13 protein-coding genes and 3 pseudogenes are annotated in these 16,258 nt (G+C 72.2%); 8 read left to right on the forward strand and 8 right to left on the reverse strand.

Annotated features, from left to right (window positions below; genetic code table 11):
- Nucleotides 1-342: 342 nt before the first annotated feature.
- From C4B68_RS35880 to C4B68_RS35895, 3 genes are all read left to right on the forward strand, one after another.
- Nucleotides 343-1,842: an FUSC family protein gene (locus C4B68_RS35880; protein ID WP_099503368.1), complete on the forward strand. Its 1,500-nt coding sequence runs from the start codon at nt 343-345 to the stop codon at nt 1,840-1,842.
- A 442-nt stretch (nt 1,843-2,284) separates the two neighbouring features.
- A complete protein-coding gene (locus C4B68_RS35890; protein ID WP_240634579.1) occupies nt 2,285-3,652 on the forward strand; it encodes a nitric oxide synthase oxygenase in 1,368 nt (455 codons plus the stop codon).
- Between the two features lie 131 nt (nt 3,653-3,783).
- Nucleotides 3,784-4,830: a lactonase family protein gene (locus C4B68_RS35895; RefSeq protein ID WP_099503364.1), complete on the forward strand. Its 1,047-nt coding sequence runs from the start codon at nt 3,784-3,786 to the stop codon at nt 4,828-4,830.
- 115 nt (nt 4,831-4,945) lie between these two features.
- On the opposite strand, the gene C4B68_RS35900 is transcribed toward C4B68_RS35895, so the two are convergent.
- The 4 genes from C4B68_RS35900 to C4B68_RS35915 form a co-directional block, all read right to left on the reverse strand.
- Nucleotides 4,946-5,866: a sirohydrochlorin chelatase gene (locus C4B68_RS35900; protein WP_099503362.1), complete on the reverse strand. Its 921-nt coding sequence runs from the start codon at nt 5,864-5,866 to the stop codon at nt 4,946-4,948.
- Between the two features lie 227 nt (nt 5,867-6,093).
- Nucleotides 6,094-7,077: an N-acetylglucosamine kinase gene (locus tag C4B68_RS35905; RefSeq protein ID WP_099503360.1), complete on the reverse strand. Its 984-nt coding sequence runs from the start codon at nt 7,075-7,077 to the stop codon at nt 6,094-6,096.
- Nucleotides 7,074-7,751, reverse strand: coding sequence for a uracil-DNA glycosylase (locus C4B68_RS35910; protein WP_099503358.1), 678 nt, complete (start codon nt 7,749-7,751; stop codon nt 7,074-7,076). The genes C4B68_RS35905 and C4B68_RS35910 overlap by 4 nt, the downstream gene beginning before the upstream one ends.
- A gap of 187 nt (nt 7,752-7,938) precedes the next feature.
- Nucleotides 7,939-9,024: a WD40/YVTN/BNR-like repeat-containing protein gene (locus C4B68_RS35915; RefSeq protein ID WP_099503478.1), complete on the reverse strand. Its 1,086-nt coding sequence runs from the start codon at nt 9,022-9,024 to the stop codon at nt 7,939-7,941.
- A 273-nt stretch (nt 9,025-9,297) separates the two neighbouring features.
- Between C4B68_RS35915 and C4B68_RS35920 the strand changes: the two genes are divergently transcribed.
- Entirely contained in the window at nt 9,298-9,879 is a 582-nt protein-coding gene (locus C4B68_RS35920) for an Rv1733c family protein (RefSeq protein ID WP_099503356.1), read from the forward strand.
- Nucleotides 9,880-9,909: 30 nt separating this feature from the next.
- Here the strand turns inward: C4B68_RS35920 and C4B68_RS35925 are convergent, their stop codons facing one another.
- Entirely contained in the window at nt 9,910-10,197 is a 288-nt protein-coding gene (locus tag C4B68_RS35925) for a hypothetical protein (protein WP_180289309.1), read from the reverse strand.
- 305 nt (nt 10,198-10,502) lie between these two features.
- Here C4B68_RS35925 and C4B68_RS35930 point away from each other — a divergent pair, with 305 nt between their 5' ends.
- The 3 genes and pseudogenes from C4B68_RS35930 to C4B68_RS35940 all read left to right on the forward strand — a co-directional run.
- On the forward strand, nt 10,503-11,258 hold the full coding sequence (locus tag C4B68_RS35930) for a hypothetical protein (protein ID WP_099503476.1): 756 nt from the start codon (nt 10,503-10,505) through the stop codon (nt 11,256-11,258).
- Between the two features lie 133 nt (nt 11,259-11,391).
- A pseudogene (locus C4B68_RS35935) lies at nt 11,392-12,039 on the forward strand (sigma-70 family RNA polymerase sigma factor); the annotation flags it as partial.
- Nucleotides 12,040-12,301: 262 nt separating this feature from the next.
- Nucleotides 12,302-12,547 (forward strand): annotated as a pseudogene (locus tag C4B68_RS35940) (ABC transporter permease subunit); the annotation flags it as partial.
- 46 nt (nt 12,548-12,593) lie between these two features.
- Here C4B68_RS35940 and C4B68_RS44210 read toward each other — a convergent pair.
- Nucleotides 12,594-12,701: pseudogene (locus tag C4B68_RS44210) on the reverse strand (NADH:flavin oxidoreductase/NADH oxidase); the annotation flags it as partial.
- 191 nt (nt 12,702-12,892) lie between these two features.
- Here C4B68_RS44210 and C4B68_RS35950 point away from each other — a divergent pair.
- A complete protein-coding gene (locus C4B68_RS35950; protein ID WP_099503352.1) occupies nt 12,893-13,246 on the forward strand; it encodes an ArsR/SmtB family transcription factor in 354 nt (117 codons plus the stop codon).
- Here the strand turns inward: C4B68_RS35950 and C4B68_RS35955 are convergent.
- Together C4B68_RS35955 and C4B68_RS35960 are read right to left on the reverse strand one after the other, a co-directional pair.
- Entirely contained in the window at nt 13,172-14,554 is a 1,383-nt protein-coding gene (locus C4B68_RS35955; RefSeq protein WP_099503350.1) for a nucleobase:cation symporter-2 family protein, read from the reverse strand. The two genes, C4B68_RS35950 and C4B68_RS35955, sit on opposite strands and share 75 nt — an antisense overlap.
- 242 nt (nt 14,555-14,796) lie before the next feature.
- Nucleotides 14,797-16,143, reverse strand: a complete 1,347-nt coding sequence (locus C4B68_RS35960; RefSeq protein ID WP_099503348.1) for an FAD-dependent oxidoreductase — start codon at nt 16,141-16,143, stop codon at nt 14,797-14,799.
- Nucleotides 16,144-16,258: the final 115 nt, after the last annotated feature.

The following is a 16,258-nucleotide window of genomic DNA, read 5'->3' on the forward strand; positions in this document are numbered from 1 at the left end:
CCCCGGCCCGCGCTGGGCGAGCGAGCGGCGCCCCCGGCCCGCGCAAGGCGAGCGAAAAGGGCGCGCACCCATTGCCTGGGCGGTGGTTGGTCCGTTGGCCCTTCTCCGGCCGGTACGCGCTCCCTTGGATGGGCCAATGGCCCAGTCGACCGATGGGCTGTTGAGCCATTGGGGTAAGAGTGGTTACCTCTTGCCATCCACGTACTTACGGCGCCGCGCAGCGCCGGGCGGCGACGAGGCCGGACCCGGACCGCGGCGCCTTCGTTGTGCCTGCTGTTCGCCTACCACCCCAGGCGGTCGCTGGTACGGCGTGCTTCATTGCAAGGGGGGCGGCGAACGGCCGTGAAGAGGATCTTCATAGCTCCTGATCCTGGACGCTTGAGACTGCGGAACGCGACCCGCGCCGTCATCGGCATCGGCGTCGCGGTCGCCGTGTCCGAGCTGTACGGGCTCTCCCTCGTCGCGTCGATCACCGGGGGGCTCGCGGCGCTCCTCGCCCTCTTCACCGTTGCCGATGCGAGCGTGCGCGCCCAGCGAATCACCACCGCACTGCTGCCCGTCGCGGGATTCCCGGTGCTGGCGTTCGCCACCGCCCTGCACGACGTCCCGGCAGCCCGCGATGCCGCCTTCGTGGCCGTTGTCTTCTGCGGGGTCTACGCCCGCCGCTGGGGCGCGCGCGGTAACGCGCTCGGCATCTTCGCGTTCATGAGCCTCTTCGTGACGCAGTTCCTGCACGCCGTTCCCGCGCAGCTGCCCGAGCTGTACGCCGCCATCGGCTTGTCCCTGCTGGCGGCCGGCGCCGTGCGCTTCCTGCTCTGGCCCATCGAGCGCCGCATCCCGCCTGCCGCGGCTCCGACGGGCTTGCCCGGCACGGGCTTGGCGCGGCCCACCACCCGGCAGGCATTCCAGGCCGCTGCCGCCTGTTCTCTGGCGCTCGCCGTCGGCCAGGTGCTTTCCGAGGAGCGCTGGTACTGGGCCGTTGGCACTGTTTGGTGGATCTTCGTCAACACGGCCTCCCGCGGCGAGACTCTGGTCCGCGGTTTCCGCCGTGTCCTCGGCACGGTGACCGGTGTCGTCGTCGGCTTTCTCGTCGCGATTCCGCTGCAGGGCGCGCCCGTGCCATCGGCGGCCCTGATCGCGGTCTGTGTCTTCGGGATCTTCTACACCGCCGCCGTCTCTTACTCCTGGATGATGCTCGCGGTGACGGTCCTGGCCAGCCTGCTCTACGGCCTGCTGGGTGTTTTGGACCTCTCCCTGCTCGTGCTGCGTCTCGCGGAGACGGGCGTGGGCGCGGTGTGTGCCGCGCTGACCGTGGCCCTCGTGCTGCCGGTGACGACGCATGCGACGAACGATGCGTGGATTCAGCGGGCCCTGCAGTGTGTTCACGCGGCCACGGCCGAGGCTGCCGCTCGCCTCGCCGGCGATGTCGAGGCCGACCCGGCCCCGCATGCCGCCGAGCTGGAGCTGCTGTTCGGCCGGGCGAAGGTGGCCCTCGCTCCGCTCGTACACCCTTTGAGTCCCTTCCGGGCTCGCATGGCCCGCGCCCGTCAGGTCATCGAGTTGCTCGAAGCCTGCGTCGGTGAGGTGCGCGGTCTGGTCTCTGTCGCCGCCGATCCGGCCGCGTCGCGTGATGCCGCCCTGGCCGATGCCTGTTGGCGCGTGACGGCAGCAGTGGAAGCCCTCACCGCCGGCGAGCGCCGGTTGGCGGCCGTTGCCCACGAGACGCCTCGTCCCATGGACGGCGGGGAGCCTCTTATGTATCTGTACAACCTGGAGAAGAAGCTGACGGAGCTGGCGTCGCCGCTCGGGAGACCTCTGCGTTCTCAGTCGGCCGATTCTTGAACGCCTGCGCCCGCGAAGTACGCGCTCTCGCGGGCATCGCCGCCGACCCGGACGCTAAGCGACCCCGGGGAAGTTCAGGCACGCCCCCACGCCGCCCGGCACGCTCCCCCACTGCCTCAAGGGCGTGGGAGGTGCCCCCACTCGCCGCACCGGCCAAAGGCCCAAGTAGCACTGCTACGAGGACCTTCGTCCGGCACACCGAGAGCACGCACCGAACGACGCGGGAACGCACCCGCACTTCCCCGGAGCCGCTTAGACGCCCGGCACGACGCGGGCGTCCGACCTCGGCCCCTGGACACCGGGCGCCCGAATGAGGAACTTTCACCGGCCATCTAGAGGGTGGATCACCGCACCGGCCGGGTAACCCCGCGGCTATCAGACGCACAGAGCCCGCGAGCCGTGCGGGAGCGGCCCGCGGGCGGAGTCGCTTGGGGGTGGCATCATGCGGGACTTCACTCGCGGAACCGGACGGGCGGAGCGCTACGCCGACGACGGGAGCGGGGGGAGCCCGGCGCCGTGGGCCACCGAGCCGGGCGGGTGGCTGGACCGGGTCCCGGCAGGCCGAAGGCGAGACGGTACGGCCCCGCACGCGTCGTCCGCGCGGCTCGGCACCGACGGCGCCTCCCGGATCCCCGGCCTCAGGGGACAGCTGATCGCCCGTGGCTTCGGCACCGGCGCCCCCGCCGCCGACCCCAGGCCGGAACCGTACGAACTCCTGTGCGCCGCCACGGAGTTCCTCACCCTCCACCACACCGAGAAACGGCTCGGCGACCCCGCCCGCCGGATCGCCGCCGTGCGCGCGGAGATCGCGGACACGGGGACGTACCGGCACACCACGGAAGAGCTCGCCTTCGGCGCGCGCGTCGCCTGGCGCAATGCCAACCGGTGCATAGGGCGCCTGTACTGGCACTCCCTGCGCGTCCGGGACCGCAGGGACCTGCGGGATGCCCACGACGTCGCCGCGGCGTCGGTGGACCATCTGCGGGAGGCGACCCACGACGGCCGGATCCGGGCGCTCATCACGGTCTTCGCCCCCGACGAGCCGGGGCGCCCCGGCCCCCGGATCTGGAACGAACAGCTCATCCGGTACGCGGGCTACACACGCCCGGACGGCCGCGTGACCGGCGACCCGCGCAACGCGGGCCTGACCGCGCTCGCCCGGCGGCTCGGCTGGCCCGGCGGCCACGGCACCCCCTTCGACGTACTGCCGTTGGTGATCCAGGGCACCGACGACAAGCCCAGCTGGTTCGCGGTGCCGGACGACGCGGTGCTCGAAGTGGAACTCGCCCACCCCGAGTACACCTGGTGGCGCACGCTCGGACTGCGCTGGCACGCGGTGCCCGCGCTCGCCAACATGTGCCTGGAGATCGGCGGCATCTGCTACCCGGCAGCCCCCTTCAACGGCTGGTACATGGGCACGGAGATCGGCGCCCGCAACCTCGCCGACACCGACCGCTACGACCTCCTGCCGCTCATCGCGGACCGTCTGGGCCTCGACACACGCACCGACCGCTCGCTGTGGAAGGACCGCGCGCTCATCGAACTCAACCGCGCCGTCCTGCACTCCTACGACCGCGCGGGCGTCACGGTCACCGACCACCACACCGAGTCCCGGCGCTTCCTCGCCCACCTCGGGCGCGAGGAGCGCAAGGGCCGCCGGGTCGGCGCGGACTGGTCGTGGATCGTGCCGCCCATCTCCGGCAGCGCCACGCCCGTCTTCCACCGCACGTACGAGACCGTGGAGCTGCGCCCCGCCTACGTCCACCACCCGGAGGCACTCGAAAGGGCGAGGGGCTCGGCCCCGCTCTAGCTCTACTCCGCCGTCACCCCTACGCCGTCACCGCGACGTCGCCGCCCCCCGGATTCACCCTCTTGGAATAGACCGTTGATCGTCGGCTGCTACCGTCGCCCCGGACGACGCGGTACCGAAAGGGGACAGCGGTGGCAGACGGCGGCAGGCGGCAACAACGGGCGTTCATCGGCTCGTTCACGGCGGCGGGAGGCCTCGGCGTCCTCACCGCGTCCATGGACCCGGACAGCGGTGCGCTGACCGTCCTGAGCACGGTGGACGGCGTCCCCGACCCCGCGTACCTCGCCCTGTCGCCCGAGCGGGACATGCTCTACGCCGTCAGCGAGACGGCCGACGGCGCGGTGGCCGCGTACCGCGTGCACGGCGACAAGCCGGAACTCACCGGGCCGCTGGTGCCGGTCGGCGGTAGCGGCCCCACGTACCTCAGCGTGTTCGCGGGACACGTCCTGACCGCCAACTACGGCTCCGGCAGCGTCACCGCCGTACCCGTCCGCCCCGACGGCGGGCTCGCGTACGCCGCCTCCAGCGTGCTCCAGCACAGCGGCTCGGGCCCGCACACCCCGCGCCAGCAGGGCCCGCACGCCCACCAGGTGCAGCCCGACCCGAGCGGACGCTGGGCGGTGAGCGTCGACCTCGGCACGGACTCCGTACGGGTGTGCGGGCTGGACGGCGGAACGCTCACGCTGCACCGCGAAATCGCGCTGCGCCCCGGCTCCGGGCCCCGCCACCTCGTCTTCCACCCGCGCGGCGAACACGCGTACGTCCTCAACGAACTCGCGCCCACCGTCACCGTCTGCCGCTGGGACGCCGCCGAAGGCGCGCTGCGGCCGGTCGGCGAGACGCCGGTGCTGCCGGGCGTCCCGGACGGTGACGCGTACCCGTCGGGCATCGTCGTGTCGCCCGACGGCCGCTTCGTGTGGACCGCCACCCGCGGCCAGGACGTCGTCTCCCTGCTCACCCCCGACACGGTCGGCGAGGGCCTGCGCCTGGTCGCCACGGTGCCCTGCGGCGGCACCTGGCCGCGCGCGCTGGCCCTCGACCCCTCCGGCGGCTTCCTGTACGTCGCCAACGAGCGTTCCGGCGACGTGACCTGGTTCGCGGTCCACCCGGACACGGGCGTGCCGCGCCGGGCCGGCTCGATCGAAGCCCCGGCGGCCTCCTGCGTGGTCTTCGACTGACCGCGGCGGGCGTACGCGCAAGAAACCGTGCGCACGCAGCGGCAAGGGCCCGCTCCTGCGAGAGGAGCGGGCCCTTTGCGCGACTGATGGGCCTGGAGGCCGGTGTTCCGGTCGGCTAGCGGACCGGAGCGCCCTGCGGCTGCTGCGGGGCGATGCCCAACGCCGTTGTGTACTGGGCCAGCGCGAGCTTGCCGATCGCCGGGTACGGGCCGAGCGCCTCGGCGGCGGAGCAGCCCACCTCCTTGGCGGCCGCGTCGAGCAGACCCGCGTCGAGCTCCGGGCCGATCAGATACGGCGCGAGCGCGAGCTGCTGGGAGCCCGAGCCGCGCAGCTGCTCGGCGGTGGCCGCGATCGCGCCGTCCACGTCGAGCGCCGCCGCCATCACCGGCACGGCGAGCCGCGCGGCGAGCAGCATGCCGGTGATCCCGGCCGCCTGCACGGCCTCCTCGCCGCCCACGGTGGCGAGGATGATGCCGTCGGCCGCGGTGGCCACGGTGAACAGCCGGGCGCGGTCGGCACGGGCCAGACCCGCCTCGGACAGGCGCACGTGCAGCGCCTCGGCGAGCAGCGGGTGCGGGCCGAGCACATCGGTCAGTTCGGCAGCGACCCGGCTGTCCATGACGGCCTGGCGGACCCGGCGCAGCAGCGCGTTGTCCGGGCCGGCGAGCAGCGGCACGACGATGGCGACGGGGCCGTCGGGCTGGGTCACGTCGGCACCGGCGGCGCGGGCCTGCTCGAAGCGCGCGACCCGCTCCTCGGCGGCGTGCGCCAGCACGGACTGCAGCGTGGGGAACTCATCGTTCCCGTCGAGGTACCCGATCCGGGCGTCGAGGCCGGGCAGCTCGGAGCGCGCGATGCTCACGACCTCCTCGGCGAGGCCGCGCGTGGCGGCGCTGGGGGTGCCCGGCACCGCGAGGACGAACGCGGGCGCGCCCTCGGGAGCCGCCAGGGGTTCCGGGCGGCGGTGCCGCCCGGACTGGCGGGGTCGCGGCATTCGTACGGGCAGGCCGGACGCGGGCCCAGTGGGGGAGCTCATGGCGCCGCATGTTACTGGTTTCTTGGGTTCCCCTGTTCGGGGAGGGTGCAGGTGAGCGGTATCCGTCCGCTTTTGTCTGATGAGTTACGTACGGATCAGAAGTGATCAGTAACAACCCGCTTGCCCGGCATGTGATGTGTGCCGACGTCCGATGCGGGCATCGGCCTCACTTGTCCGGCAGGGGCGTATCTATCCGCTATTTCGGGCGCGTCGGGGTTATGTCTTGTTCACGTCTTTTCGGTTACCACGTACAGCATTTGCTGGTCGTGAGGCAGGGCGAGCTCGTCGTTCGCCAGGTCGACGGCGATCCCCAGGGCGCCTCGCAGCGGGTCGCCCGCGGCCGGTATCTGCCGGGCGTGCGGCAGGCGCACCGCCAACTCCCCACGCAGCGGTACGAGGAGGGGGTCGCCCATTTTGAACAGGCCGCCGGCGAGGGCGACATGGGGCTCTCCCGAGGGCGGGCACACGGCGGCTGCCGACTCGGCCATGTTCCGCGCCGCCGCGCGCAGGATGCCCGCCGCCACGGGGTCGCTCTCGGCGCAGGTGGCTACCTCGGGCGCGAAAGCGGCGAGTACGGCCGGCCGGTCGGCGCGCGGGTACAGCCTGCCCGGCAACCCTGGTACCGGGCCGAACATCCTCTCGGCACGCGCCAGCAGCCCCGCCGAGCCACCCGGGCGCCCGTCGAAGGCCCGCGCGGCCGCTTCGAGGCCCGCGCGGCCGATCCAGGCCCCGCCGCCGCAGTCGCCGAGCAGATGGCCCCACCCGTCGGCCCTGCGCCAGCTCTTCAGGTCGGTGCCGACCGCGATCATGCCGGTGCCGGCGGCGATCACCGCGCCCGGCCGCTGACCGAGCGCACCCGTGTACGCGGTCACGGCGTCGGCGGCCAACGCGAGTCGGCGCACGCCGAGTTCACGCTCCAGTGCCGACGGCAGCTCGGCGCGCAGGTCTTCGCCGAGCGTGGCCAGGCCCGCCGCTCCGATGGCGACGGAGGCGAGCCCGTCGACCCCGGAGTCAGCCATCAACTGCCGGACCATCGGCAGCAGTTGCTCCAGCAGATGTCCGGCGTCGATGCCGCGCGGGCCCGTGCGGACCGGTTCCTTCGAGGCCAGGGGAGCCCCTGAGGCCTCCCCGCGCACGGCGAGCACCGCGCGCAGCCCCGAGCCCCCCGAGTCCACGGCCAGTACACCGGGCAGCGTGCCGCCGGGCGTCACGGCAGGCGCCAGTCCACCGGCTCGGCTCCCTGCCTGGCCAGCAGGTCATTGGCGCGGCTGAAGGGGCGGGAGCCGAAGAAGCCGCGGTCCGCCGACATGGGGGAGGGGTGGGCGGACTCCACCGAGGGCAGGTCGCCGAGGAGCGGACGCAGGTTGCGGGCGTCGCGGCCCCACAGGATCGACACCAGCGGCCCGCCTCGCTCGGCCAGCGCCCGTATCGCCTGCTCGGTGACCTCCTCCCAGCCCTTGCCGCGATGGGCGGCCGGGCTGCGCGGGGCCGTGGTGAGCGCCCTGTTGAGCAGGAGCACACCCTGCTTGCTCCACGGCGTGAGGTCGCCGTTGGACGGCTGGGGCAGCCCCAGGTCGGTGTTGAGCTCGCGGAAGATGTTGATCAGGCTGCCGGGCAGCGGACGGACGTCCGGCGCGACGGAGAACGACAGCCCCACCGCGTGTCCCGGCGTCGGGTACGGGTCCTGGCCGACGATCAGGACCCGTACGTCGTCGAAGGGCTGCTGGAAGGCCCGCAGGACATTCGCCCCCGCCGGGAGATAGGTGCGCCCCGCGGCGATCTCCGCGCGCAGGAAGTCGCCCATCTCGGCGATCCGTCCGGCGACGGGTTCCAGGGCTTTCGCCCAGCCGGGTTCAACGATTTCACGCAACGGTCGTGGTGCCACGGGCGTCACCCTACTGCCGTACAGGCGGCGGAGATCAACCGGTGGCCGTGGGGCGACCGAGGATGACCGATCCGTTGACGATATGGGCGCCCTGGAGACAAGGTGCGCGTTTTCATGGTCCGGTGGGGTCTCCCGGTTCTCGGTCGGGCTCAGGACAGTTGGGCAGGCTCGGGGCTGCCGGTCAGGCTCAGGCGACGACCGCGGCGCGTACGCAGAGCACGTCCGGCAGATGCGAGGCCAACTGCCGCCAGCTGTCGCCGTCGTCGGCCGACGCGTACACCTCGCCGTTGCGGTTGCCGAAGTACACGCCTGCCGGGTCCGCGCCGTCCGTGCACAGCGCGTCGCGCAGCACCGTGCCGTAGTGGTCCTCGGCGGGCAGCCCGGCCGACAGCGGCTCCCAGCTCTTGCCCGCGTCCGCCGTACGGTAGACGCGGCATCGCCGGCCGGCCGGGACACGGTCCGCGTCGGCGTTGATGGGGAATACGTACGCCGTGTCGCCGCGGTGCGGATGCGCGGCCGCCGCGAAGCCGAACGTGGACGGCAGGCCGTCGCCGATGTCGGTCCAGTGCTTGCCCGCGTCGTCGCTGCGGTACACCCCCCAGTGGTTCTGCAGATACAGCCGGTCCGGAGTCACCGCGTCCTGGGCGATCTTGTGCACGCACTGGCCGAATTCCGGGTTCGGATCCGGCAGGAACACCGCGGAGACACCGGAGTTGGAGGGCGCCCAGCTCACGCCGCCGTCCTCGGTGCGGAACACCCCGGCCGTGGAGACGGCGACCGTCACGGCACGCGGGTCGCGGTGGTCGGTGAGGATGGTGTGCAGCCCTTCCCCGCCGCCGCCCGGCACCCACTTCGAGCGCGTGGGGTGCTCCCACAGCGGACGGACGAGCTCGAAGGACTCGCCCCGGTCCTCCGAGCGGTACAGCGCGGCCGGCTCCGTGCCCGCGTACACCACGTCCGGTTCGGCGGCTGCCGGGTGCAACTGCCACACCCGCTCCAGCGAAGCGCCGGTGTCCTTGGGGAACTTGACGGCGGGCTGAGCCGGTTCGGCCCATGTCCGGCCCAGGTCGTCGGAGTGGAAGACGGACGGGCCCCAGTGCGAGCTGTCCCCTCCGGCCAGCAGCCTCGGGCGCTCGCCCCGGGTGTCGATCGCGATCGAGTACACGGCCTGCGCGTTGAAGTACGGACTCTCGTCGAACTCCCAGGCGCCGCCGCGCCGTCGGCCGATGAAGAGCCCCTTGCGCGTGCCTACGCTGAGCAGTACGTCGGTCATGCAGACCACCTCCGCCACGTCGTTGTCTCAGACACGGGCCAGTCTGCACCCAGCCACTGACAGTCACCTCAGGATGTGACATTTCCGCAGGTCAGGGCGGTGGTTTCGCTGTCCGGCCGAGGCTTTCGCCAGTGATGACCGGGCGTGGCCGGGGGGTGCCGGGACGCCTGGGACGGAGGAGAGCCGAGGGACTTGGCGTGAGCGGCGAGCGGACCGAGCGCGTATGGGAGGGAGATGTGGCGGGTCCGCGCGGTCGTGAGGAGGATGCCATTGATGGCGGCATTCCGTGGTCCGAAGGTGCGGCTGTGGCTGTGGCGGTGGCGACGCAATCCGCTGCGGCGGCGCAGTGATGCCGTGGAGGCCTGGATCGTGTTCGTCGCCTGGGTGTTCACCGTGCTCGGCGGCGTGATCACCGGCCTGGCTGCCGGGCACACCGTGGAGCACGGGCTCGCCCAGCAGCGCGCCGAGCGGCGCTCCGTCCCGGCCCTCCTCACCGAGAACGCGCCGACTGCGCGCGCCGCGGAGTCCGGCACCTTCGTCTGGGCGAAGGTGCGCTGGACCGCGGCAGACGGCTCGCAGCGCGCGGGCCGGACGCGGGTGCACGCCGGCACCGGCGCGGGCACCCCGGTCACCGTCTGGACCGACCCCGCTGGCCGCCTTGTCACCGAGCCCGCCTCTGCGTCCCAGGCCCGCCTGCGCGCCTCCCTGGTCGGCGTCCTGGCCGGCGTCAGCGGCGCGGGCGTGCCGTTCGTCTGCGGACGGCTCGTGCGAGGCCGCCTTGAACGGCGGCGCATGGCGCAGTGGGACCAGGAGTGGGAGCGGATTGGGCCACTGTGGGGGCGGAAGACGAGCTGAGGGGGTAGGGCCGTCTCGTCTGTGGGCGTGTCACAGCTCTGGACGCGCCGGGCAGGGCTTTCCGCCGTCGTCGGCCGAGCGGTCGCGCGTCGCCGCCCGCCACAGGAGATCGCCGAGGGCCGCTCCCGCCGTCACGACGGCCATGATCACGCCCGCCATGGTCAGCCCGTCGTCGAGATGCGGGCGACCGTGCACGGCGTGCAGGTCGAACCCGCACAGGTGATACACGCCCACCGCTGCGACCCCGAGGCTCGGCACGAGCAGGGCCAGTACGGGTGCCGGTCCGCGTCCCGGTCGCCCGGCGTCACGTTCCTTCACGGGGCCTCCATCACGTAAGAGGTACACGACGGAGAAACCTACAACACGTAGGGTCTTCGCCGTTCGAGAATGCCGCGCGCCACGCGGCGGCCCGCGCAACTCCCTTCCCTGCCTGCGGCTATGACCGTACGAGTGTGACTACGGCCGGTACGGCCGCGGCTATGACGGAGAGGTCGGTCGGTAAGTGCGGTGAGTTGTCGCGCGTTTCGTGTCCTGGATCACACGTTCGCGATTGACCGCACGCCGAGCGGTCTTCCGTACCTACACCTGACGACCGAACCGCGGATGCAAGGATGAGGGCCGTCATGACTGCTGGGTGGTGTTCTCGCACAGTACGGGCCGCGATGTTCGCGGCCGTCTGTGTGCTGCTCGCCGCCCTGGGGCACGTGATGATGTCCGGTTCCCCGGTGGCCTGGTGGGCCATGGCCGGCGGAGTCGTGGCCATGGGCGGCGTGGGGTGGTCCCTGGCCGGCCGTGAGCGCGGGCAGCCGTTGATCGTGTCCGTGGTGGTCGTCGCCCAAGGGCTGCTCCACTCGGCGTTCTCGGTCGCGCAGTCGGTGGCCTCGGGTTCGGGGCTGGGCTCGATGGGCGTGGGCGCTCTGCCATGGGGCTCCACGGGGCACGACATGAGCTCCATGCACATGGAGTCCATGCACATGGAGTCCATGCACATGAGCTCCGCGCACATGAGTCCCGCGCACATGGAATCCATGCATATGGGCTCTATGGACTCCATGTCCGCGGACGCCATGGACATGGGGCACATGGGGCACATGGACTCGGGCGGTACGTCCTCGTTCGGCATGCTCGCCGCCCACCTGCTGGCCGCGCTGCTCTGCGGCCTCTGGCTGGCGTACGGCGAGCGCGCCGTTTTCCGCATCCTGCGGGCGGTGGCGGGCTGGCTGGCCGCGCCCCTGCGACTGCCGCTCGCCCTGCCCGCGCCCCCGCACTGTCCGCGGTTCCGCGTACGCCGTGGCTCCTCGGACCGCGCGCCGCGGCACCTCCTTCTCGTTCACGCGATCACTTCTCGGGGTCCGCCCGTGGGGACCGCTGTCGTCTGAGACAGCAGGTTCCCCGAAGCGCCTCCGCGCGCTTCGGGCATCGGCCGTACTCGCCGTACGGCCCTACCCCACACCCGGACCACCGCGCCCGCGCCCGGCGGTCCGGATCACGGATGACCGAGAAGGACACCTGGTGATCACTTCTGCCGTACCCGCCTTGCGCGACGAATCCGACCCAAGAGAGAGGAGCGAGAGGAGCGGGAGGAGCGAGAAAACGGCATCGATCGACGAGTCGATAACCGCCTGGGCGCTGGCCGCCCGCGGCGGCGACGCGGCTGCCGTCGAACGTTTCGTACGCGCCCTGCATCGCGACGTCGTCCGGTACGTCGCCCATCTCTCCGCGGACCCCCAGGCCGCCGATGACCTCGCCCAGGACACGTTCCTGCGGGCGCTCGGCAGCCTGCACCGGTTCGAGGGGCGTTCCTCGGCCCGCGCCTGGCTGCTGTCCATCGCACGCCGTGCGGTGATCGACAGCTTCCGGCATACCGCCGCCCGGCCGCGGCTGAGCGACAGCGGCGACTGGCAGGTGGCCGCGGAGCTGGCCCAGCCGCGCGACGTGCCCGGCTTCGACGACGGCATCGCGCTGCTCGACCTGCTGGCCGCGCTGCCCGACGACCGGCGCGAGGCGTTCGTCCTCACCCAGCTGATGGGCATGCCGTACGCGGAGGCCGCCGAGGTCAGTGGCTGCCCCATCGGGACGCTCCGCTCCCGTGTGGCACGCGCCCGCGCGACCCTGGTCGCACTGCTCGCCCAGGCCGAATCGCCGACGGCGCCGAGTGCGACGGCTGCGCCGCCTGCGCCGTGCGCGCCGCCTGCGCCGTGCGCGCCGTGCGCGCCGTGCGCGCCGTGCGCGCCGTGCGCGCCGTGCGCGCCGTGCGCGCCGAGTGCGCCGGCTGTGCTGGCCGCCTGACGGGCTGACAGGGAGGGTGCCGATGTCCGGCTGGACGCACCCGACACCGGCACCCTTTCCCAGGAACCCACCCGTGATCCGCGCCGACTGGACCACGCTCGCCGGGCGCGGTCGCCGCGATCGTGCCCGGCGCCGGGGCGGGCGGGGCGCTCGGCCTCGGGAACTCCCCCAACCTTTCCCCGGCGTTCGACTCGTGGTCGGCCTGACCGGCGGCGCGGTCGCCGTGGAGCAGGTCTACGACATCCCGGGGTTCGGCCGGACCACCCTCCAGGCCGCACTGGCCCAGGACCTGCCCGTTCTCCAGGCCGGAACGCTGGCCCTCGTCCTGCTCGCCGCGGCCGCCGCGCTCCTCATGCGCCTCGCGAGCCGGTTCCTGCTCCTCGCCGAGAACCAGCCGTACGCCGAACGCGCCCCCTGGGCCGTCAGACCCGGGTGTCGTTCCAGATGCCGAGGTCGTACGGGCTGATGCGGCCCTCGGGGGAGGCGGCGGTCGCCTCGACGATGATCAGGCCGGTTCCGCCGGTGGCACGGGCCATCACGCAGGGTGTAGGGCTCGAAGAGCGCGCTCACGGCGGACTCCATTCGTCGCGGGACCGGTGTACGCCTCATACGATAGGCATCGTAGTACGGCGAATATCAAACTACGAAAGGTCTCGTACAATGGAGTTCCCTGATGGACTCAGGGGTGATTCAGGGATGAGTTCCCGGATGAAGTGGAGCCGCCATGAGGACCGCCGTCCCCGCCGCCGGCAGCCGTGATCTGCCGCACCCCGCGCGCGAGGAGATCCGGCTCGAGTCGGTCCTGCACGCCCTCTCCGACCCCATGCGGCTCCAGATCGTGTGCGAGCTCGCCGCCGACGGCGGCGAGCTCGCGTGTTCGCATTTCGACCTGCCGGTCACCAAGTCCACGACCACGCACCACTTCCGGGTGCTGCGCGAGAGCGGAATGATCCGGCAGGTCTACCGGGGCACGGCCAAGATGAGCGTCCTGCGCAACGACGAGCTAGACGGCCTCTTCCCGGGCCTTCTCGGCAGCGTCCTCGCCGCTGCCGCCCGCCAGGCCGTCCGCCTCGGCTGAACTCGCCTTCCCCGGCAGGTGGTTGAAGAGCAGGTTCAGCACGATCGCCGTCAGGCAGCCCGCGCTGATCCCGCTGTTCATCACCGTCTGGAACCAGTCGGGGAACTTCTCGTAGACCGTCGGCACCCCGACCGGCAGCATGCCCACGGCGACCGAAACGGCCACCACCGTCAGGTTGTTGTTGCCCTTGAAGTCGACCGCGGCGAGGGTGCGCAGGCCGCTCGCGGCGACCGTTCCGAACATCACCAGGCCCGCGCCGCCCAGCACCGGCGCCGGAATAGCCGCCACAACCGCGCCCAGCTTGGGCAGCAGGCCGAGCAGGACGAGGATGCCGCCGGCGGCGGCGACAACCCAGCGGCTGCGCACCCGGGTCATGCCGACAAGGCCCACGTTCTGCGCGAACGCCGTGTAGGGGAAGGTGTTGAAGACGCCGCCGAGGACGGTCGAGAGGCCGTCGGCGCGCAGACCGTCCGCGAGCGAACGCGGCTGAACCGGCCGGTCGGTCATCTCGCCCACCGCGATGAAGTCACCGGTCGTCTCGGTCATGGTCACCAAAGCCACAACCAGCATCGAGATGATCGCGGAGGCGTGGAACGTCGGTGCGCCGAAGTGGAACGGCGTACTGATCCCGACCCAGTCGGCGTCCCCGACCCCGCCGAAGTCCGTGAACCCGAAGGGCACCGCGACGGCGAGACCCACGGCGATACCGATCAGCACCGCGATCCGGCTCAGGAAGGCCGGCGCGAACCGCTGCACGCCCAGCACCACGGCCAGCACGAAGCCCGCGAGCGCCAGGTTCTCCGGCTCCCCGAAGTCCTTCGCGCCCACGCCGCCGGCCGCCCAGTTGCCCGCCACCGGCAGCAGCGAGACACCGATGATCAGAATGACCGTGCCCGTGACGAGTGGCGGGAAGAACCGGAGCAGCTTCCCGAAGACCGGGGCGAGCAGGACGATCGCGAGGCCCGCGACGATCACCGACCCGTAGATCGCGGGCAGTCCGCCGCCCGTCGTCCCGATGAGCACCATCGGCGAGACGGCCGCGAAGGTGCAGCCCTGCATGATCGGCAGCCGCACCCCGAAGCGCCAGAAACCCACGCACTGGATCAGCGTCGCGATCCCGCACACCAGCAGATCCGCGGTGATCAGATACGCCAGATCGGCGGGCGACAGCTTCATCGCACCGCCCACGATCAGCGGAACGGCCACCGCGCCCGCGTACATCGCGAGTACGTGCTGCAGCCCGAAGGCGGCCAGTTGGCGTACGGGTGGGACCTCGTCGACGGGATGCACGGGTGCGGGCGTTGCCATGGGCACTCCAGGAGCGGCGGGGGAGCGGGGGACCGTCCGAACGATACGAGCAGGTCCGGACAGCACGAGACCGTAAGGGGGTTGAACAGTTTGTTGATTTCCGGCCTGTTGCCGCCACGTGTCCTGCCCACGGAGCCGCCGCCGACTCTGCTGGGAACCCCTCGGCTCTGCTGGCACCCCCTCGGTCCTGCTAGGGACACCTCGGCTCGCTGCTCAGCACCTGCCGTCCGCGCCGCCGCTGCTCAGGAACCCGCCGTCCGCGCAGCCGTCAGCAGTGAATCCCAGTCGGGAAGCTTGACCACGCTCCGGCCGAGCGAGGCTCCGAGGTCCGCCTCGGCCCGCTCGATCGCCTGCCATCCGGCCCACTCGACCGGCCGCAGCCCCTCCGCCCGCAGTGCCGCGAGCGGGTCCTCGGGCAGGTCCCGCTGTGCGAGCAGCGGGGCGTCCTCCAGCAGCGAGGCCACCGTCTCCTTGGCGCACGGCCGGTTGGTGCCGATGACGCCCGTCGGGCCGCGCTTGATCCAGCCCGCCACGTACTCGCCCGGGGTGATCGCGCCGTCCCGCAGTATCCGTCCCGCCCGATGCGGCACCGTGCCATGGTCGGCGTCGAACGGCAGCCCTTCGATCGGCACCCCGCGATAGCCGACCGAGCGCAGCACCAACTGCGCCTCGATGTCCTCGTACTGTCCGGTCCCCGTCACCCCGCCCTTCCCGTCCGGCAGCGTCCGCTCGAAACGCACCGCACCCACGCGCCCTTTGTCGGCGAGCAGTTCGACCGGGCGCAGGAAGAAACGCAGCCGGATCCGGCGGGCACGGCCCTGTGGCGGCGTGGCGGCCCAGCCGCGCAGCACCTCCACATTGCGGCGCTGCGCCGCGGGCAGCCCCGACGGATCGACGTACGCCGGATCGAGCGCCAACTCCTCGGGATCCACGATGACTTCGGTGTCCGGCAGTGAGCCCAGCTCGCGCAGCTCCTTGGTGGTGAAGCGGGCCTGCGACGGGCCGCGCCGCCCGACCATGCTGATGTCCGTCACCTTGCTCGCGGCCAGGGCGGTGAGCGCCGCCTGCGGCATGTCGGTGGGGCTCAGCTCGGCCGCGCCGCGGGCCAGCATCCGGGTCACGTCGACGGCCACATTGCCGACGCCGATGACCGCGGCCGACCGCGCGCCGAGGGTGAAGCCGTCGGACACGGAGTCGGGGTGCGCGCTGTACCAGGACACGAACTCGGTCGCCGACCAGCTGCCGGGCAGCTCCTCGCCGGGCACCCCGAGGTGGCGGTCGGTGGCGGCGCCCACGCAGTAGATCACCGCGTGGTACATCTCCCGCAGCCGGGTCACCGGCACCCCGCCCGGGCCGACCTGGACGCCGCCCAGGAACCGCACCCGCTCGTCCTCCAGCACCGTCCGCAGATTGTTCTGCAGGCTCTTGATCTTCTCGTGGTCGGGCGCGACGCCGTAGCGCACCAGGCCGTACGGGCACGGCAGCCGGTCCAGGACGTCCACCCGGACTCCCGGGATCTGGCTCTGGAGGAGGCTCTGGGCGCTGTAAACCCCGCTGGGCCCCGAGCCGACGACGGCGACATGCAGCACGGCGGAACTCCTTACCCGAGTACCCGAGGGACCAGGGAGGTCGCTGACGGTTCCAGCATCGCACCGCACATGCTCCGCAAACAGGGTGCGGCGCGCGGCGCGCGTGCGCGTGTCA

Origin of the sequence: Streptomyces dengpaensis (assembly GCF_002946835.1) — a bacterium.
Lineage (GTDB): Bacteria > Actinomycetota > Actinomycetes > Streptomycetales > Streptomycetaceae > Streptomyces > Streptomyces dengpaensis.